Here is a 17,588-nt window from a genome sequence, read left to right on the forward strand (position 1 = left end):
TGGAAGGAGATTTGGGGCAGAAGGCTCTATAAGCCTCGTCCAGCGCTTTGGGTTGTCGGTGCGGGGAGGTTTCCCACCGTCAGACGGTACATCGGCACTCGTAGGTTACTTATGGGTACCGATGCGTCGTTCGTCATTCCGAGGGTCGGGGAGTGGCGTCTGGTCGGCAGGCCGAAGCCGCACGCACAACTCGACGGCAAGAGTGCGGTGTTGCGGATGCAAGCGCTTTGATCCTTGTGCGTCGCCGACACGGACACGTGACAACACGGGCCCCGAGGTGAGTGCCTCGGGGCCCGACCGTTTGCGCTACCTGGTTCGGACGGCGGTACGCCCGTGAGTGAAGGCAGGAGCGCGGCCCGGATTCCGATCCGTCCTCGGCGGCCGGCCGGAAGGTGGTCCCTGCGGAATATTCCCTGGACGTGGGTGGCTACGCTGAACGATATTCAAAGATGATGTTGACAGGCCCCAGGGGATGCGCGCCGTGCGTGCAGGGGCTGACTAGGGGGAACCGAAGAGATGAAGCTCAAGATCCAGCGCATGGCCGTCGTGGCTGCCGCGGCCGTGGTCGGACCGACCGTGCTGATGACCACTCCCGCGATGGCGGACGAGGTGCAGAACCCGGCCGTGACCACGCCGGACACCGCGCCCAAGGAGGACGCCGCCCCGGTGGGCGGAGCGCAGGCCGGCCAGGACGCGCAGGCTCCGAAGGAGCAGACGAAGCCCGAGGCCGGCAAGGGCCAGACCGGGCAGGCGAAGCCCGACGCCCCCAAGACCACCGAGGCGGCCAAGGACCAGGCCAGGCCCGGGGCCGGCGCGGGTGGCAAGGACCAGAAGGCCGCGAAGGCCCCGACGACGACGCTGACCGGGCTTCCCGGTGCGTTCAAGGCGGGCGCCGACTGGCGCGAGTTCTCGCTCCACGTGGACAACTCCGGCCGCCCCGCGGCCAACGACTACTCGCTCGAACTGGTCCTGTGGACCCTCGACACCTTCGGCTGGGAGGCGGGCGACATCCAGGCGGAGGTCTACGCCCCCAACGCCGCCGGCACCTGGGGCTGGCACAAGGTGGAGGCGTACGGCTCGGAAGAGGTCTACAGCTTCTCCGTCGCCGACGTCGACATCGAGGCCAACGAGGTCTTCGACCTCAAGCTCCGCATGAAGTTCGCCCAGGACACGCCCACCAGCCGCTTCTCGCTGAGCACGACCGCCCAGGGCGGCTCCGCAGACCGCGTCCGGTACGAGTCCAAGGTGACGCCCGCGCAGGAGACCTCGCAGCTCGGCCCCAAGGTGGAGCTGAAGGGCGTGCCGAAGACCGGGTTCACCGCCGACGGTACGTGGCAGCCGCTCACCCTGAGCGTCGACAACACCGGCAAGGGCGCGTACGACCGGTACGAATTCGAGATCTTCTTCGCCAACCCCGCGAACAAGCTGAAGGCGAAGCACCTCCAAGTCGAGGTGTGGGACGGCAAGAACTGGGTCGCCGGGGAGCCGCTCGACCTGGACACCGCGGGGATCGAGTTCGAGCGTGCCATCGCCAGGAACGCGAAGCTCGACATCCAGCTGCGCGTCAAGGTCGCGCCGGACGCCCCGCAGGGCAAGGCCTTCTTCGTCGTCGACGCGGGCTACGACTCCGACATCATGTCGCCGCTGATCTTCAGCTACACCTCGATCGAGGCCCCGGGCACCCACACCGGCGGCGGCCAGACCGGTGGAGGCCAGACCGGCGGTAACACCGGCAACACGGGTAACACCGGCAACCAGCCCAAGCCCGACGGCGGTACGACCACCACGCCGATCGTCAACCCGGGCACCGGAACCGGTACCACCGGGACCACCGGAACCGGCACCACCACCGGCGGCGGTCAGCTCGCCACCACCGGTTCCGACCCGGCCACCACCTGGGCCCTCGGCGGCGCCGGCGTGGCCCTCGCCATGGGCGCCGCGCTCGTGGCGGGCACCGGCAAGCGCCGCCGCCGCACCACCGCCTGAGCAGCCCTGCCCCGAACCCCCGAAGCCGCCGGCGCGACCCCGCCGGCGGCTTCGGCGGCACGGCTCCTGGCACGGCTCCGCGCACGTCGCGGCGTACGCGCCGGCTCAGAGGTCGGCGCCCTCCACGCTGAAGCCGCCGCGCCGCCGCGCACGTTCCAGGTAGGTGATCCACGTGATCCAGTCACCGGTCCCGAGGCCCACCGGGTAGATCTGGAGGTCCTCCCCCTCCTCCGCGTCCTCGATCTTCCCCACCGTGGCGATGGCGGCCATCACCTCGTCGTCCGAGCGCAGGCGGTACGCGGCCAGCGCGGCGGCGATCTCCTCCGGGGTGACGAAGTACTCGCCGACGCCGTACTGGAGTTTGTGCTCCGGTATGCCGCGGACGTCCTCCGGACTCCAGAGGCGGTGCGCCTCGACGCTCTCGTCGTACGCGGCCCGGGCCGCGGCCAGGGCTTCCGGGTTCTCCGCCTTCATCGCGTCCTGTTCCGGACCGAACCACAGGTAGGACGGCTGCTTCGGGTAGGGCGGTCGCTCGTAGCCGGTCATGATCATGCCCAGCCGGTGCATCACCGTCACGTGGTACGACATCGCCGTGATGCGGATGTGGAGGTTCGTCAGGTCCGTCGCCGTCGACGCCCAGTACGCCCGGTGGACCTTGCGGTCCGCGGCGAGGTAGCCGGGAATCGTCTCCGCCCGGTGCTGACGTATGTTGGCGGCCGTGCTGTGGCGATCGTAGGGCGGTCCCGGCGGAAGCGCTTCACGCTCCTCGCACGCCTCGTTGAACGCCATGGTGGCCGCCTCGTGCGCGGCCTCCTCCTCGGGCGTCATCGGCTGACTGATCTTCATGCTGAAAAACACGGGAACCTCCTCGACGGCGGGGGAGCCGTCCCCCGCCGCAACCCGAATCGAATCTACGAACGACCCCCCGGCCCGAGCAACCCCCGCCACCCGTCGCCCGCGCCGCCCGCACCGGCTACCGGCTACCGGCTACCGGCTCAGTGACCATCGGACAGGGGCACGCCCAGGAGCGCTTCGAGCCGGGCGACGGTCTTCTGCGGCTGCCGGGCGTGGACTCCGGTGAAACCGAGTGCCTCCGCGGTCGTCACGTACTCCTCCGTGTCATCGACGAAGACGCACTGCTCGGCGGACAACCCCATCGACTTGAGCACCAGCCGGAAGATGTCCGGGTCCGGCTTGCGCATCCCGTGAAGCTCGGAGATGACCACGTGGGAGTAGAGGAGGTCCAGGTCGTAGCCGTCGTACAGGTTCCAGGGGGAGAGCCCCACGCTGTTCGAGAGGATCCCGACCGTGATCCCGGCCCGCCGCGCGGCGGCGGCCGCGTCGATCACGGCCCGCTCGGGCCGGAGGTCCGCGAAGATCCGCCCCATCAGGTTCTCCGGAGCGACACCCAGCTTGGGCGCGGCGGCCGCGTTCCATTCCGTCTGGGTGATCCCGCCGCGCTCCAGCTCGTGGGTGAGCCGGACGCTCTCCGCGTCCAGGTACAGGGCGTTGACGCAGGCGCCCTGCGGCAGCCCCTCCCGCTCCTCGAAACCGAGCACCGCGGGCAGCAGCGGCGTGGTGAGCACCCCTCCGAAGTCGAGGACGAGGCCGGTGAGGTGAGAAGGCATGTGGAAACTCCAGGAGTGGTGGCGGCCGGGGCAACGCGTACGTCACGCGCCGAGCCCGGCGTGGGCAGCCGCCCAAGGTATCAGCGGCCCGTCGTCAGCGGCCCGTTGTCAGTGTCCCGAGGCATGATCGACCGTGACGGTAGGGGGTGGGGAGCGTGGTGCGCAGGCCGGTCACGGGCGAGGTGAATATTGAGTACGGCCAGATCTACGTCTGGAGCGACCCGGCGAGCGGGTATCCCGATCTGACCGAGGCGTTGGCGGGCCAGGGCACGGGCCTGTGCGGGGCGGCGGTCGCGGGCACGCTCTGGCTGAACACCGGCCTGCACACGGGCCACGTCGGCTTCGTCGTGGAGGTCCTGGACGAGGAGCCCGCGCTCGACCCCGTTTGGGAGGACGTGGTCGAGGTGTCGTTCCGCCCGGGGCCGAAGTCCACTGTCCTCGCGGAGTGGGGCGGCGGGGGCACGTGGGAGCTGGGTTTGCCCCCGATCGACCACCGGGTGCGGTACGGCGCCCGGGGCATGGACGCGGCGCGGGAACGGGCGATCAGGCTGTCCGGAGAGCCGCGGCTCGACGACTACCTCCTTCAGTTCTGGCCCGCGCCGCCCGCCCCGGACCGACTGCTCCGCCAGACGTCCCGCGCCGCCGCGTACTGGCACCGCGTCGCACGCGAACTCCCCCCGCCACCGACGCCCGAGCAGCGCGCCGAGACGGAACGCCTGGCCCGGGAGGCGTACGAGCGGGCCGTCGAGGAGGAGCGGACGCACCACGAGCGGTGGGCCTGGGGCGGGCGGCTGCCGAGCGAGGTGCTGCGGGGGATCGGGGGCAACGTGACCCGCCTGCTCCCCTTCGACAGCGACCTGGTGCACGCCCTGGGCGCCGAAGACGCCGAGACGCAGCGGGCGGTGGCCGTCCTGGCGGCCCGCAGGGCTTGCGAGGTGGCGGGCCTCGACGGCCTCGCCTGGGTCGGCGGTGCGCTTACGGCGGTGGCGCAGGGACGACGCCCGCTGCCGCCGCCGTTCCACGAGGAGGTCCGGCTGTGGGAGGCGGTGTACGCCGACTCCGCGCTGCCGAACAGGTGGGTGGTCGAGGCGGTGCCTCCAGAACGACCGCCCTACGTTTGGCCACCTCGTCCGACGGCGCCGGCCGGGCCGACGGACGCCCGGCAGCGGCGTCGACAGCTCGGGAGGGGGCTGCGAGGGTTGATACCGCCGAACCCGTCCGATGACGAGGTGCCGGCGATGACGGTCGACGTGGGCTACCGGGTCGCGGCGCAGGCCCGGCGTGCTCCCCAGGCACGCGCATGGACCTCCCAGACGCACGCGGCCCTTCCCGCAGTGCTTGCGGCGGCCGATCCCGACCCGTTGAAGGCGGCGCTGGAGGCCGTGTGGCACGCGGTGAACACGTACGGCGAGCACAACCGGACCCTGCTCGACGAGGTCCGTGAACGCTGCGCGCGGCGGAGCACGTGACAGCGCCGGGACGGGAAGAGGACCGTGCCGCGCCGGCGTTATGTTTCTGATCTGAAGCAGGACAGTAGGACAGCAGGACAGCAGGACCCCGGGCATCGGCAGCCGCCGGAGCCCGTCACGACCGCACCGGAGCGAAACGACATGATCCGCCTCTCGACCGCACCCATGACGTGGGTGGCCGCCGGCGACAGCATCACCCAGGCCGTACTGCACACCCACGGCGCGCGCGGCTGGGTGGAACACCTCCAGGAGCGGGTCAGGTGGCAGCTGGACCGGCTGACCGACATCGTCGTCAACACCGGTGTCTCCGGCTGGCGCGCCGTCGACGTGCTCGGCTCCTACGACCACCTCATCGGCCGCTTCGCACCCGACGTCCTGTCCATATCCCTCGGCACCAACGACGCCCGCGCCGGCCTGGACGGACTGCCCGAGTTCCGCGACGCCATGCGCGAGCTCATCGCCCGCACGGGCGAGGACACCCAGATCGTCCTGCACACCCCGGTGCTGGTCAGCATCGCCGGCCGCGAGGCCCGCGGCACGCTCCCGGCGTACGCCCAGGCCGTGCGGGACATCGCGAAGGAGACCGGCGCACTGCTCGTCGACCACGAGGCCCACTGGAACGAGCACTTCGACGGCGCCGACCCGATCTCCTGGCTCGACGACCCGGCCCACCCCAACGCCGTCGGCCACCTCAAGATGGCCGAGCAAACGCTCCGCGTCCTGGGCCTGGGAGCCCTCGAACCGCGCACCTGACGGGCGGGGCGCGGCGGCGGGGAGGGGCGCGGCGGTTTCTCACAACCTTCTTAGAAGTGCTTCGTAGCCTCGCCGTTCATGACGATCCGACGACTGTCCGCCATGATCGGTGTCCTCCTGGCCACGCCCTTCGCGCACCTCGGCGCGGCGCCGCCGGCCGCCGCCGCGACCGCCCCCGTCCCCGCCGTCCGGCATGCGGCCCCCGCTCCCGCCCCCGCTTCCGCTCCGGCTCCCGCGAACTACCTCTACTCCTCCATCGGGGACTTCGATACCGAGGTCAAGCCCCTCCTCGACCGGCCCGACATCGCGGGAGCGCAGGTCGTCGTGCCCTGGAAGGCCCTCGAACCGCGGAAGGACCAGTACGACTTCTCCGCCGTCGAGGACGCCCTGAGCCACCTCCAGGCGCGGGGGAAGAAGCTGTTCGTCCAGGTCCAGGACCGGTTCTTCAGCGCCCCCACGCGACTCCCGAACTACCTGCTCACCGACCCCCGGTACGCCGGCGGCGCAGCGGCCACCACCAACGAGAACGGGCTGGGAGCAGGGGAACCCGGAGCCGTCGCCGCCCAGTGGAACCCCGAGGTGCGCGGCCGGTTCCAGAGCCTGCTGAAGGCCCTCGCCGATCGCTTCGACGGCCGTCTGGCGGGCGTGAATCTCCCCGAGACCGCCACCCAGGTCGACCTGACCAAGGACCACAGTGGATACACCGACGCGTCCTACTTCGAAGCGGAACTCGACAACATGCGCTACGGAGCCCAGGTCTTCAAGCGGACCCGGTTCATCCAGTACGTGAACTTCTGGCCCGGCGAGTGGAACAACGACCACGGCCGCATGGAGAAGACCTTCGAGTTCGCAGCGACCCACGGCATCGGTCTGGGCGGCCCCGACGTCCTGCCGAACCGGCCGGCGCAGATGGAGAACTCCTACCCCTTCTTCGCCCGCTACCGGGGCCGCCTCCCCCTCGTCGCCATGGCCGTGCAGGAACCCGACTTCGAGTACACCAACCCCTCGACCGGCAAGCCCTACACCAAGAAGGAGTTCGTCGACTTCGGCGGCGTCACCCTGGGCGCCGACGTGATGTTCTGGGCGACCGGCGCACCCTGGCTCCACCGGCCCGCGTCCTGACGAACCCCGACCGGCCGTGGGCCGCGCATCACGGACGCGAAACGCGTTGGTACGCGTCCTCCCTCGCCAGGATCATGGAGCGGCACCGTGCCGCACCGTGCCGCGCTCCCGGGAGGACCCCGTATGACCCCTGTGCCCACCGTCCGACGCGTCCTCGGGGACGGCCCCTTCGCCGAGATCGGGGAACCCGCGCTGGCGGTGGTGGACGGGCGTGCGCGGACCGTCGCCGTGGGCGGGGACCTCGGGCACGTCCAGTGGAGCGGCAGCGGCACCGCCGACTCCCGGTGGACGGGCCACCGGATCGGCGTCTACGAGCGGGACGGGTTGCGCTGCCGGCACCTGGTGCGGTCCCGGTACCCCGTTCGCTGCCTCGCCTTCCACCCCACCCTGCCCCTGCTGGCCGTCGGCACCGGCCGGTACGACGGCGGCTACGCCTTCGAGGGCGAGCTGCTGCTCATCGACCTCGACTCGGGCGCGGTCGTCTCCGTGCTGGAGCACCCCCGGGAGGTCCTCGACGTGCGGTGGCGCGACACGTCGGCACTCCTCCTGGTCCTGGCTCCGTACGACGACCACGAGAACCCGCGCGCCGCCGCGCAGGGGCACGCCGTCGTCGTGGACCGGGCGGACTGGAGCGCCGTCGGGCCGGGGGCGATCGGGGCCCGGGAACTGCGCGCCCCCGCGGAACCGTTCGTCCGGGCCGACCACGGCGCGCCGGCCCGCCGCACCCTCGCCGACCTCGCGGCCACGGCCGGCGGTCCACCGTGGTCGCCGCGCCGACGGGTGTGGGCCGTCGAGGGCATGCGGGACGGGCGCGTACTGGCCGCCCTGGACGGGGTCCTGGCGGAGGCGTGGCTGCCGTCGGGGGAACGGTGCTGGGCGGTGGAGGACGAGGAGGGCGGCCGACAGCTGGTGCCGGCGTCCGACGGCGCCTCGGTGTGGACCAACGCCGAACGCCGCGGGCGCCGCAAGGGGCGGCGCTGGGAGACCTCCCCGCCCCGGCTGGCCCGGATCGCCGTCGATACGGGGCGGGTGCTGGAGACGCTGAGTCCGGGCGTGTTCACGGTACTGGTCCCGGGCGACCGCCGCCGCACGATCCTCCGGCCTTCGGGCGGCCGCCGCAAACAGCCCGCGGCGCTGCTGATGTTCGACCTCGAAGGGCCGGCGGACGGCCCGGCGGCGGACGACCCGGCGGACGGTCCGGACGTCGGAGGCTTCGACCTGTTCAACCACCCGTTCCCGGTGCGCTGCGCGAGCCGGCCGTACGTCCTGGTCGGCACCGACCCGGACGCCCCGCACCGCGACAAGTGGGTCACCGCCGTGGCCGCCGACGGGACGCTGCGGCGACTCTTCCCGCACTCCTGGGTACCGCAGGAGCACCACTTCGGCGGCCCCGCGGCCGAGATCGGACCGTCCCTCGTCTACGCCGGCGCCGTCCACCGCGGCCACGGACTCCAGCCCGGCGGCGCCTACGTCGTGCGGCGCTCCCTGGACGGCGAGGTGCGCTGGCAGCACCGCACCGACCACCCCACCACCGCCCTCGACACCGACGGCGAGACGGTCTACGTCGCCTACAACACCGGCGCCCTGACCGCCCTCGACGCCGACGACGGCTCGGTGCGATGGCACACCGACCTGGAGGTCGACGGTACGCCGACCACCGCACTGTCCCTGGCCGTCGCACCCGGGGGACACCTGCTCGTCGGCACCGTGGACGGCCGGATCCTGGTGATGTCCGAAGCACCCCTCGATGCGGACCACTGAGCGGACCTACAGTGGCATCTCCGTCCATCACGGAAGGGCAAGCAGATGTCGACTCCGAGCAGGACGACCGCACGCGCCGCCGCCGTTGCCGCGCTCCTGGCCGTTCTCACGTTCGCCGGCACCATCACGACCGCCGCCACCGCCGCCGCCGAGGAGCGCGCGGCCGGAACCCCGTCGACCGCCACGGGCTGGTCGCCGGACTACCCGCTCTCCGAGAACTGAGCTCGCGGCCTGCCCGCACCACCACCCGTACCTTCCGTCACACAGGGAATGATGCCCTGGCATGGGCGATCATGGTGCCCGTACACCGGGCAGGCACGAGGCACGAGGCGCGCGCCACGGGGATCGGAGAAGTCATGGTCGCGTTCCACTCATCCGCGCTCGACGGGGTCGCCCGCAACCCCGCGCTGCCCACCCCGCTGCTCCTGCGCCTGCTGGCCTTCGAGGGAGACGGGTACGGCCCGCCCCGGCAGGCCGTGCAGCGGGCCGGGCTGACCGAGGAGGCCGTCGCGGTGATCCTGGCCCACCCGGTCCGGAACACCCGCGTACACCTCGCGATGAGCGCCGGTGCCGACCCCGCGCAGCGGGCCCGACTCGTCGACGATCCGTCCCCCAAGGTGCGGGCCGCCCTGGCGTACGGGCCCGAAGACCACGAACCGCGTACGACCGTCCCGCCGCTCGCGGACGCCGTGTGCGCCCGACTGCTCGACGACCCCGACGCCTTCGTGCGCGAGGCCCTGCTGGACTCGCCCCACCTGGCGCCGTCCTTCACGGCCTCGTTGGCGACGCACCACGATCCGGCCGCGCGCCTCAGGGCGGTGCGGGACTGGGAGGCCCTGGCGCGGGGCGACCGGTCGGCCCTGGCCGCCGACCCGGACCCCGACGTACGACGGGCCGCCGCGCTGTGGGCGTGCCGACACGACGCGCACCTCACCGCCGAACTCCTCCACGACCCGAAGGCCGCCCCCGAAGCCCTGCGCCACGGGCTCCTCCGTCGCGCCGACGCCGAACGGTGCCTTGCCGAGCGGACGCACCTCGCCGCCCTCGCCGAGAACCCCTCGCTCCCCGCCGACCTCGTGGAACGGCTCGCGGTCGACCCCGACGAGGACGTACGCCTCGCCGTCTCCGTCCGTCCCGAGCTGGACGAGGCGCGCCGCACGGCGATCGACTTCTCGGTGGGGGACCTCGACAGGGGGCGCGTCGCGTGGGTGCGGGACGGGCTCGCCGACCCCGACGTGCTGCGCCGGGCCGCGATCTCCGCCCACCCGCTGCTGCGGCGCGCGGTCGCCCGGAGCCCCCACCTGCCGCCGGACCTGCTGCGCACGCTGGTCCGCGTCGTGGACCCCGTGGTGGAGGCCCACCTGGGCATCTACCACCCGGACCCCCCGGAGGAGGTCCTGATGCGCGTGTACGCGCGGCTCGGCGGGACGTTCTCGGCCTGGATGGCGGAAACCCATCCCCGCTTCCCGCGCGAGGGCCTCGCCGCGCGCTACGCGGACCACCCGGACGGCAACCTCCGCCGGCTGGCCGTACGGGACCCGGCCGCCACCCCCGCGCTGATCGAACGCCTCAGCCACGACCCGACGGTCTGGACGCGGCAGGACGCGGCCCGCGATCCGCGGCTCCCGTTGCCCAGGCTCCGCGAGGCCCTCGCCGTCCCCGAACTGGCGTCCAGCGCGGGCGCCAACCCCGCGCTGCCGGAGGCGGAGATGACCGCGGTCCTGGACCGGGCGGGCGTCCCCGCCTGACCGGGGCCGGGCGGCCCTGCGGCCCGGCGGGTGTACGGCTCTCAGGCGCCGTCCGGGCCCCGGCTCCCGTCGACCAGGTGGATCCGTTCGCGCAGTTCCGCTTCGGCCCGGTCCAGATCGGCCCGGAGGTCGAACCAAACGCGGTCCTTGCGTCCGTCCGGCCGGTCGAGACCGACGGCGACCCAGGTGAACACCCCCTGGAGGATCTCCCTCCTGCGCCCGGGACTGACCACGGACAACGCGAACGGCACGGCGATGCCCGCCCGGGTGACGAGCACGGTGTTCGCGCCGTCCGTCCCCCGGCGGGCCCCCGTGAGGTAACGCGGCGCGTCCGGCACCTTGAACCACTCCAGTACCGCGTCGGGAACCTGCTCCCGCAGGATCTCCTCCACGGACTCGCGCACGGCGACGGCGGGCCGCTCACCGAGCCAACCCAGCCAGTGATCCGGATCCGTCAGCCTGGCGAAGTCGTCCTGGGGCGGACCGTAGTTCGGGTTCTCCACGAACTCACCGGTCAGCCTCCCGTCCGCCCCGACCCGCCAGACCCCCTGGACCGCTTCCCCCGGGACGAAGCCGTTGGGGTCACTGACGAGGTCACGGTCGATCACCGCGACCGAACCGCCCGGGTTCGCGGCCGCCTCGGCGACCAACTCGGGCGGCGGCGACAACGGAACACGCCGCCGCTCCTCATCCGACATCTTCCCCACGCGTCCACCCCTCGTCCGATCCGCACGGGCAGGCCGACGCACCACCCGTCCGCACCATGCTCACACGCCCTCCACCGGCGGCCCGAGCGCATTTCCGGCCTCGCGGCAACATCTGACGTCCCGCCGGCACACCCCGACAACTCCCTCCCGCACGAAGCCCGGTGGCCGCGTGGACGGGGCCACGACCTAGGGTGGCCCCATGGATCTTCAGGGCGAACTGGTCGCGCACCCCCACTCCGTCTACGAGCGGCTGCGCCACTCCGCACCCGTGTCCCGCATCGCCGGGACCGACGGGCTGCCGGCGTGGCTGGTCACCCGCTACGACGACGTGCGCGCCGCCCTCGCCGACCCCCGGCTGTCCCTGGACAAGAGGAACGCCGCCGAGGGCGGATACCGCGGCCTCGCCCTGCCGCCCGCCCTCGACGCGAACCTGCTCAACATGGACCCCCCGGACCACACCCGCATCCGCAAGCTCGTCGGACGTGCCTTCACCCCGCGCCGCGTCGAACAACTCCGCACCCCCATCCGCGCCACCGCGGACCGCCTCCTCGACGCCCTCGGCACGGCCGGGACCGCCGACCTGGTCGCCGGCTACGCGGGCCCGCTGCCGATCATCGTCATCTGCGACCTGCTCGGCATCCCCGAGGACCGCCGCCCCGACTTCCGCTCCTGGACCGACGCCCTCGTCGCCCCGGACCCCGAACGGCCCGCCGCCGCCAAGGAGGCGGTGGTCGCGATGCTCGGCTTCTTCACCGAACTCCTGGCGCACAAGCGCGCGCGGCCCGCCGACGACCTGCTGTCCGACCTGATCGCCGTACGGGACGGGGAGGGGGACGGCGCAGGGGACGGCGAGGGGGACCGGCTCGGCGAGGACGAGTTGATGTCGCTCGCCTTCCTCATCCTGTTCGCCGGGTACGAGAACACCGTCCAGCTCATCGGCAACGCCGTCCACACCCTGCTCGAACACCCCGAACAGCTGGAGCTGCTCCGCAAGGACCCCTCGCTCCTCCCCGCCGCCGTCGAGGAACTCACGCGCTACGAAGGCCCCGTCCTCCTCGCGATCCGCCGCTTCCCGACCGAGGACGTCACGATCGCCGGCGTCACGATCCCGGCGGGGGAGACGGTCCTGCTGTCCCCGGCCGCGGCCAACCGGGACCCGGAGCGCTTCTCCCGCCCCGACGTCCTCGACTTCGACCGCGACACCGCCGGCCACGTCGCCCTCGGCCACGGCATCCACTACTGCCTCGGCGCCCCCCTGGCCCGCGCCGAAACGGAGATCGCCCTCGCCGCCCTCCTGGAGCGCTACCCCACCCTCGAACCCGCGGGCCCCGCTCCCACCTGGCGCCGTTCCCTGCGCGCCCGCGGCCTGACCTCGCTCCCGGTCCGCTACGACACCCACTGACGGCCGCGCCCGCCCCGCCCGACCCTCCGGCCCGTACCCGGAACATGGGTGCAGGCACGGATGGACCACGGCACCGCGCCGCGTGAGGATGGGGCGGGGGAAGCGGGACAGCGGGTGGGATCGCGGCGCGCGGGACCCACGTCACCTGCGATCCGGGGGGAAGCCCGTGCACCACGACCACGAGCACGACCACGAGCCGGTCTTCAAGCGCAGCAGGTGGGGCACCAACCGCTACTACTACAACCCGCGCAACCCCGTCGGTCTCGCCCTCATCGTCATCACCCTGCTCTTCGTCGGGACGATGATGATCCTCATGGTGAACCGGCTCGGGCCGTTCGCCCCCTCTCCCGCACCCGAACCGTGGAACCCGCCCGCGCACCAGCTCACCTGGCCGCCCCTGCCACGGGCGACCACCCCGGGGCCCGAGGCCCCGTGAGCACGAGGCGCGATGCGCGACCGCGACCGGGGGTGCCGGATCACTCGCCGCCGCCGGCCGTTCGGTTCGCCGGCGCCGCGTGCGCTTCGGGCGCCGGGTTCGCGGCCAGCCACCGGCCGTACGCCCGGACCTGCCGACGGTTGGCCAGGACGTCCCGGGCCAGGATGAGGACCGGGGGGAGGCGCGGCCGGGGGTGTCGGCCCCGGGAGACGCGGCGCGTGTGCTCCCGTACGACGGACAGCACTCCGGCGCTGGCGACGTCCTGGTCGCGCCAGGAGAAGCGGGGCGGCGGGACCCGGAGGTCCTCTCCGGCGTGCCAGCGGCGCGGCAGGTCGGGGCGGAGGGCGAGGGCCGTGGCGACGCCCGCCACGGCGAACCCGCGTTCCAGGACCCGGTCGGCGGTGGCTCGGCGGGAGATCCCGCCCGTCAGCATCAGGGGCATCGTCGCGGACTCGACGAGCCGCTCCGCGAGGTCGAGGAAGTAGGCCTCCCGCCCCAACCTGGTGTCGTCGGAGGTACGCCCCATGGTCGCGGCGCTCTCGATGCTGCCACCGGACAGCTCCACGAGGTCCACGCCGAGGCCGTCGAGGAGGGCGATCACCCGCGCGACCTGGTCGACGTCGAACCCGCCGCGCTGGAAGTCGGCGGTGTTGATCTTGACGCCGACGGCGAAGGAGGGCGAGACCCGGGCGCGTACGGCCCGGACGGTCTCGACGAGGAGCCGGGCCCGGTTCTCCAGGCCGCCGCCCCACCGGTCGGTGCGGAGGTTGACGCGGGGGGAGAGGAACTGGCTCAGGAGGTAGCCGTGCGCGGCGTGGATCTGGACGCCGTGGAACCCGGTCGCCTCGGCGAGGAGCGCCGTGGTGACGAAGCGGGCGATGGTGGCCTCGATGTCGGCCTCGGTCATGGCCGTGGGGCGGGCGAAGGCCGCGGTGTGGCGTCCCAGGCTGATGCCGACCTCGGAGGGCGCCCAGGCGATCCCGGGCAGGTCCGAACGGACCTGCCGCCCCGGGTGATTGATCTGCATCCAGACCTGTCCGCCGCCCGAAGCGGCCGCCGCCGCCCACCGGCGGAAGGGCGCGAGCGGCGTACGCGCGTCGAGGACGATCGTCCTCGGCGAGGTCAGGGCCCGCCGGTCCACCATCACGTTGCCCGTGATGATCAGCCCGCTGCCGCCCCGGGCCCAGCGGCGGTAGAGCCGCTCCATGTCCGGTCCGGGGGACTGTCCGGGCTGGTTGGCGAGGCTCTCCTCCATCGCGGCTTTGGCCAACCGGTTGGGGAGTCGCGAGCCGTTCGGTAAGTCGAGTGGTGTGAAGAGGTCCATCGGAATTCCCCCTGGTCCGTCGCCGACGCCGGCCGTCGGCGATCGATCTCGTTCCGTCTCGTCGACCAGTGTCCGTGCTCCGGTGCGGAACCGGTGCGGAACCGGGTTGTCCTCGGGTTGTCCTCCGTCCCGGTGAAGATGACCCGGGCGCCGACCTCGGGACGCGTACGGATCGTTCTGCACGACACGCGTTCGAGACGGATTCGAGAAGCAGTGGAGAGGGCCCAGGATGAGCAAACGCCAACGAGGCCGTAGACACCGGACCGTGAACCGGACCCCACGCCCCATCCGCAGAAGGTCGCCCGGCGCCCCGCCCCCGCCCCCGGCGGCGGCACGCGCGGCGTACTCCCACGAGGACACCCCCGTTTCCGCCACCGGTCCCGCCACCGGCTCCGAGCCGGCCGTTCCCGCCCAGCTCGCCCGGAACGTCGCACGCACCTACGCGCTGCTGACCGAGGGCGAACCGCGTACGGTCCCGGAACTGGCGGAGGCGATCGGCTACACCCCGCGGACCATCACCCGCCACCTCAAGGACCTGTCCAGCCAAGGCCTGGTCGCCGCTTCGGACGAAGGCCGTTGGGCGGCGAACGGGACACCGGTGCGGCGGATCACGGTCGGCTGAAGCCCGGCCCCACCGGAGTTCGGCCCACCGGAGCTCAGCCCACCGGCGTGCGGGCGTCGCGGAACCGGCTCAGGCGGGGGCCGCGGATGGCGGGCAGCCCGACCAGGGTGTCCGTGAAGGCATGGCGATGGGGAGCCAACGGCCACCACGGAAGCTCCGGCAGGGCGTAGTCGTCGCGCAGCACACCCTCCGGGAGGACTCCGGTCGCGGGCCGCGGCGAGGTCTCGCCCGGGTGGACGAGGTACGCCCAGACGCCGCTGTCCAGCGGCACCACCGGGCCCTCGTCGCCGGGCGGGCGCCAGGGCTCGCCGGTGAGGGGGTGGCGCGGGACGAGGAGGACGTCGGGACGCGGCCGGGGAGTCGGGATCCCCGGGCCGCACAGTTCGACGGACCGGGCCGCCCCGGAACCCGGAGGGAGGCAACGGCCGACGGCGTGCCCGAACAACTCGGCGACGGGGCCGACCGGCAGGGTGACGGGCCGGCCCTCGGTGGCCACCACGAGGTGGGCGAGCGCCACCCCGAACGCCGCCTCCCAGCGGCGGCTCCACCCCCCGTCGAGCTCGACGGGGGGAACGCGGTGCTCGGGGCGTGCCAGGTCGTCCCAGTCGGGAGGCGGGCCGGCCGGGAGCCCCGAGGGGCGGCGTACGACCGCGTCGGGCTCCAACCACACGCCCTGCCAGAGCCCGCAGTCGTCCATGCGGGTGGCCACGGCCAGCCCGCACGCCTCGCAGGCCAGGTTCGGGCCGGCCCTGCCGTCCACGCCCCGGCAGTAGCCGTCGCACTTCTCGGGGATCAGCACCATGGACCGGGAGTCGCCGGGGGCGATCACGATCCTGTTCCGCGCGCCGAAGGAGACGGAGTACACCGGGGCGTACACCCCCTGCCGGGCGGCGGCCTCCTCCCCGACCTCCTCCCACACGCGCCACGGCGGACCGGTGGGCCGAGGATCGACGGCGTACGTGGCGGGCTCCATCAGCGGGGGATGGAGTTCCTCCCACCCCCCGTAACCGGTGTGCACGGGGAGCGCGACCCGGGACACCGGTCCCGTCAGCTCGGATCCGCAACCGACACACGCGAACACGTACAAACAAGCTCTCCCTCAACCCGGTTCCCACCGGATTCTGCCGCGCCCCCGACGCCGGATCCACCGGATATGTCCCCGATGGGGCATCAGTCGTACCCACCTCAGGAGGGGCTGGAGGAAGAATGACGTGGTGGGATGTCAAGATCGCACGCTGGCGGACGCGATGGCGGACGCGATGGCGGACGCGATGGTGGACGCGATGGTGGCGGGAGGACGAGTGGGGCGGCGCGTGGTTGATCGGCTGAGGGGGGTCGCGTTCGAGGAAGACGTACGGGCGCGTCCTGAGGGGTACTTCGGGGTCGAGCGGGACAGTCCGGAGCTGCCCACCGAGGTGCTCCAGCGGGTGGTGTGGGAGGCGCTGCACCGCCGCGACGGCACGCACGGGCGGATCGGCGTCGAGATCACGTCCGACCTCGGGTTCACGGTGGAGGAGGACCGGCCGTACGGCGGGTTCGGTGGTTCACCGTTCGACGAGGGCCGGTGGGCCTTCGCGGCCGCCGCCGCGCTCTGCGTCCGGACGGTCGTCGAGGTCCGGCCGGCCGGCCGCGGGCTCGGTCCGGAGCCGGCGCGGCGGCCGTACGAAACCAGGACCACGACCACGTTCGACCTCGACCCCTCGTACTTCGGTCCGGGCGAGGCCATCGCCTGGGCGCTGCGGCCGGAGGAACTGCACGGCGAGGGCGGGGGGTGCCGGGCACAGGCCTCACCCGTGACGTTCGCGATCCACGATCGGCGCGCGGTGGGGCAGGGGCACCCGGCGGACCGGGTCGCGTCCGGTCCTTCGCCGTACTCGTAGACGGACACGAGCGTGCGCCCGTCGACCGACGAGGAACGGGCGCGCCCGGCGCGTGTCAGTCCCACCAGAGGACGACGTGCAGGCGTCGCCGTGCCGCGTCGAGGTAGAAGTCGCGCAGGGCGTCGAAGTGCTTCAGGAGGTACGCCCTCAGGCCTCCGATGAGGACGCCCTCCTGCCCGATCAGGGACGCCGCCTTCCGCTCGTCGGCGGGCAGGGCGGCGAGGAGTGCCGGCATGTCGATCCGGCCGAGGAGGTCGCGGACGCGGATCACCTGGGAGGCGTCCAGGCCGGCGGGGGCACCCCCGAAGGGGGCTATGGCGTGCGGGTGGGTGTCGAGGAAGCCGAGGTCCGGAGCCGTTGCGGCGTCGCTGTCGCCGTCGTCGACGCCGCGGGTGGCCCGGCGCAACGCGTTGCGCTGGGCCTGCGCCAGTCCGGCCACCTCGCCGAGGCGTTCCAGCATGGCCGGCGCCCAGTCCAGGTCCAGTACGTCGTACGGCGGAGGATCCCAGCGGTGGTCGCCGTCCGGTGACGTGGCGGCGGACCGACGGCAGGCGGCGAGGTATTCCTCCGGGACGCGGGCGAGTTGCTGGGTGACGGCCATGGCGGGAGTATCCCCCACCGGCCGGCACGGGGCCCGTGGGAATTCGTGCGGGGAAGTTCGGCTCCGGTGTCACATTTCCTGTCGCTCATCTGTCTACAGGACGAACGAACACGGCAGCGGCGGTCCTCGTCGCACGAGCGAGTACGAGA

17 protein-coding genes are annotated in these 17,588 nt (G+C 72.9%); 11 read left to right on the forward strand and 6 right to left on the reverse strand.

Features of this window, described 5'->3' with window-relative positions:
• Positions 1-516: 516 nt before the first annotated feature.
• Positions 517-1,986, forward strand: a complete 1,470-nt coding sequence (locus ACZ6ZI_RS35205; protein WP_469528011.1) for a hypothetical protein — start codon at positions 517-519, stop codon at positions 1,984-1,986.
• Positions 1,987-2,091: 105 nt separating this feature from the next.
• On the opposite strand, the gene ACZ6ZI_RS35210 is transcribed toward ACZ6ZI_RS35205, so the two are convergent.
• The gene (locus ACZ6ZI_RS35210) at positions 2,092-2,844 is read right to left on the reverse strand and encodes a hypothetical protein (protein ID WP_469528013.1); all 753 of its coding nucleotides are present in this window, start codon (positions 2,842-2,844) and stop codon (positions 2,092-2,094) included.
• 137 nt (positions 2,845-2,981) lie between these two features.
• Entirely contained in the window at positions 2,982-3,614 is a 633-nt protein-coding gene (locus tag ACZ6ZI_RS35215; protein WP_469528014.1) for an HAD-IA family hydrolase, read from the reverse strand.
• A gap of 155 nt (positions 3,615-3,769) precedes the next feature.
• Between ACZ6ZI_RS35215 and ACZ6ZI_RS35220 the strand changes: the two genes are divergently transcribed.
• The 6 genes from ACZ6ZI_RS35220 (at position 3,770) to ACZ6ZI_RS35245 (ending at position 10,467) form a co-directional block, all read left to right on the forward strand.
• Positions 3,770-5,083, forward strand: coding sequence for a hypothetical protein (locus tag ACZ6ZI_RS35220; protein ID WP_469528016.1), 1,314 nt, complete (start codon positions 3,770-3,772; stop codon positions 5,081-5,083).
• Positions 5,084-5,224: 141 nt separating this feature from the next.
• On the forward strand, positions 5,225-5,836 hold the full coding sequence (locus ACZ6ZI_RS35225) for an SGNH/GDSL hydrolase family protein (protein WP_469528018.1): 612 nt from the start codon (positions 5,225-5,227) through the stop codon (positions 5,834-5,836).
• A gap of 78 nt (positions 5,837-5,914) precedes the next feature.
• Positions 5,915-6,958 carry a hypothetical protein gene (locus ACZ6ZI_RS35230; protein WP_469528021.1) on the forward strand — a complete coding sequence of 348 codons (1,044 nt, stop codon included), beginning with the start codon at positions 5,915-5,917 and terminating at the stop codon, positions 6,956-6,958.
• A 123-nt stretch (positions 6,959-7,081) separates the two neighbouring features.
• A complete protein-coding gene (locus tag ACZ6ZI_RS35235) occupies positions 7,082-8,719 on the forward strand; it encodes an outer membrane protein assembly factor BamB family protein (protein ID WP_469528022.1) in 1,638 nt (545 codons plus the stop codon).
• Positions 8,720-8,764: 45 nt separating this feature from the next.
• Complete coding sequence (locus ACZ6ZI_RS35240) at positions 8,765-8,941, forward strand: hypothetical protein (protein ID WP_469528024.1); 177 nt, start codon at positions 8,765-8,767, stop codon at positions 8,939-8,941.
• A 134-nt stretch (positions 8,942-9,075) separates the two neighbouring features.
• On the forward strand, positions 9,076-10,467 hold the full coding sequence (locus tag ACZ6ZI_RS35245; protein WP_469528027.1) for a Mucin-2: 1,392 nt from the start codon (positions 9,076-9,078) through the stop codon (positions 10,465-10,467).
• A gap of 41 nt (positions 10,468-10,508) precedes the next feature.
• Here ACZ6ZI_RS35245 and ACZ6ZI_RS35250 read toward each other — a convergent pair whose 3' ends face one another.
• Positions 10,509-11,165, reverse strand: a complete 657-nt coding sequence (locus ACZ6ZI_RS35250; RefSeq protein WP_469528078.1) for a hypothetical protein — start codon at positions 11,163-11,165, stop codon at positions 10,509-10,511.
• A 208-nt stretch (positions 11,166-11,373) separates the two neighbouring features.
• On the opposite strand from ACZ6ZI_RS35250, the gene ACZ6ZI_RS35255 reads away from it, so the two are divergent.
• Entirely contained in the window at positions 11,374-12,576 is a 1,203-nt protein-coding gene (locus ACZ6ZI_RS35255; protein WP_469528029.1) for a cytochrome P450 family protein, read from the forward strand.
• 166 nt (positions 12,577-12,742) lie between these two features.
• Positions 12,743-13,012 carry a hypothetical protein gene (locus ACZ6ZI_RS35260; protein ID WP_469528031.1) on the forward strand — a complete coding sequence of 90 codons (270 nt, stop codon included), beginning with the start codon at positions 12,743-12,745 and terminating at the stop codon, positions 13,010-13,012.
• A gap of 40 nt (positions 13,013-13,052) precedes the next feature.
• On the opposite strand, the gene ACZ6ZI_RS35265 is transcribed toward ACZ6ZI_RS35260, so the two are convergent.
• Entirely contained in the window at positions 13,053-14,336 is a 1,284-nt protein-coding gene (locus ACZ6ZI_RS35265; RefSeq protein ID WP_469528033.1) for an NADH:flavin oxidoreductase/NADH oxidase family protein, read from the reverse strand.
• A 265-nt stretch (positions 14,337-14,601) separates the two neighbouring features.
• On the opposite strand from ACZ6ZI_RS35265, the gene ACZ6ZI_RS35270 reads away from it, so the two are divergent.
• Positions 14,602-14,958, forward strand: a complete 357-nt coding sequence (locus ACZ6ZI_RS35270; RefSeq protein ID WP_469528035.1) for a helix-turn-helix domain-containing protein — start codon at positions 14,602-14,604, stop codon at positions 14,956-14,958.
• 34 nt (positions 14,959-14,992) lie between these two features.
• On the opposite strand, the gene ACZ6ZI_RS35275 is transcribed toward ACZ6ZI_RS35270, so the two are convergent.
• Entirely contained in the window at positions 14,993-15,931 is a 939-nt protein-coding gene (locus ACZ6ZI_RS35275) for a hypothetical protein (RefSeq protein WP_469528037.1), read from the reverse strand.
• Positions 15,932-16,172: 241 nt separating this feature from the next.
• Here ACZ6ZI_RS35275 and ACZ6ZI_RS35280 point away from each other — a divergent pair, with 241 nt between their 5' ends.
• Entirely contained in the window at positions 16,173-16,838 is a 666-nt protein-coding gene (locus ACZ6ZI_RS35280) for a hypothetical protein (RefSeq protein ID WP_469528040.1), read from the forward strand.
• 55 nt (positions 16,839-16,893) lie between these two features.
• Here the strand turns inward: ACZ6ZI_RS35280 and ACZ6ZI_RS35285 are convergent, their stop codons facing one another.
• Complete coding sequence (locus ACZ6ZI_RS35285; protein ID WP_469528042.1) at positions 16,894-17,439, reverse strand: DUF1877 domain-containing protein; 546 nt, start codon at positions 17,437-17,439, stop codon at positions 16,894-16,896.
• Between the last annotated feature and the right edge of the window lie 149 nt (positions 17,440-17,588).

This window comes from Streptomyces sp. NPDC103540, assembly GCF_055584445.1.

Bases quoted from the DNA above. Each gene is read 5' to 3' on its own strand.
- ACZ6ZI_RS35265 (WP_469528033.1), bottom strand. From the start codon at position 14,336: ATGGACCTCTTCACACCACTCGACTTACCGAACGGCTCGCGACTCCCC.
- ACZ6ZI_RS35205 (WP_469528011.1), top strand. From the start codon at position 517: ATGAAGCTCAAGATCCAGCGCATGGCCGTCGTGGCTGCCGCGGCCGTG.
- ACZ6ZI_RS35230 (WP_469528021.1), top strand. From the start codon at position 5,915: ATGACGATCCGACGACTGTCCGCCATGATCGGTGTCCTCCTGGCCACG.
- ACZ6ZI_RS35250 (WP_469528078.1), bottom strand. From the start codon at position 11,165: ATGTCGGATGAGGAGCGGCGGCGTGTTCCGTTGTCGCCGCCGCCCGAG.
- ACZ6ZI_RS35245 (WP_469528027.1), top strand. From the start codon at position 9,076: ATGGTCGCGTTCCACTCATCCGCGCTCGACGGGGTCGCCCGCAACCCC.
- ACZ6ZI_RS35215 (WP_469528014.1), bottom strand. From the start codon at position 3,614: ATGCCTTCTCACCTCACCGGCCTCGTCCTCGACTTCGGAGGGGTGCTC.
- ACZ6ZI_RS35235 (WP_469528022.1), top strand. From the start codon at position 7,082: ATGACCCCTGTGCCCACCGTCCGACGCGTCCTCGGGGACGGCCCCTTC.
- ACZ6ZI_RS35255 (WP_469528029.1), top strand. From the start codon at position 11,374: ATGGATCTTCAGGGCGAACTGGTCGCGCACCCCCACTCCGTCTACGAG.
- ACZ6ZI_RS35275 (WP_469528037.1), bottom strand. From the start codon at position 15,931: ATGGAGCCCGCCACGTACGCCGTCGATCCTCGGCCCACCGGTCCGCCG.
- ACZ6ZI_RS35240 (WP_469528024.1), top strand. From the start codon at position 8,765: ATGTCGACTCCGAGCAGGACGACCGCACGCGCCGCCGCCGTTGCCGCG.
- ACZ6ZI_RS35225 (WP_469528018.1), top strand. From the start codon at position 5,225: ATGATCCGCCTCTCGACCGCACCCATGACGTGGGTGGCCGCCGGCGAC.
- ACZ6ZI_RS35285 (WP_469528042.1), bottom strand. From the start codon at position 17,439: ATGGCCGTCACCCAGCAACTCGCCCGCGTCCCGGAGGAATACCTCGCC.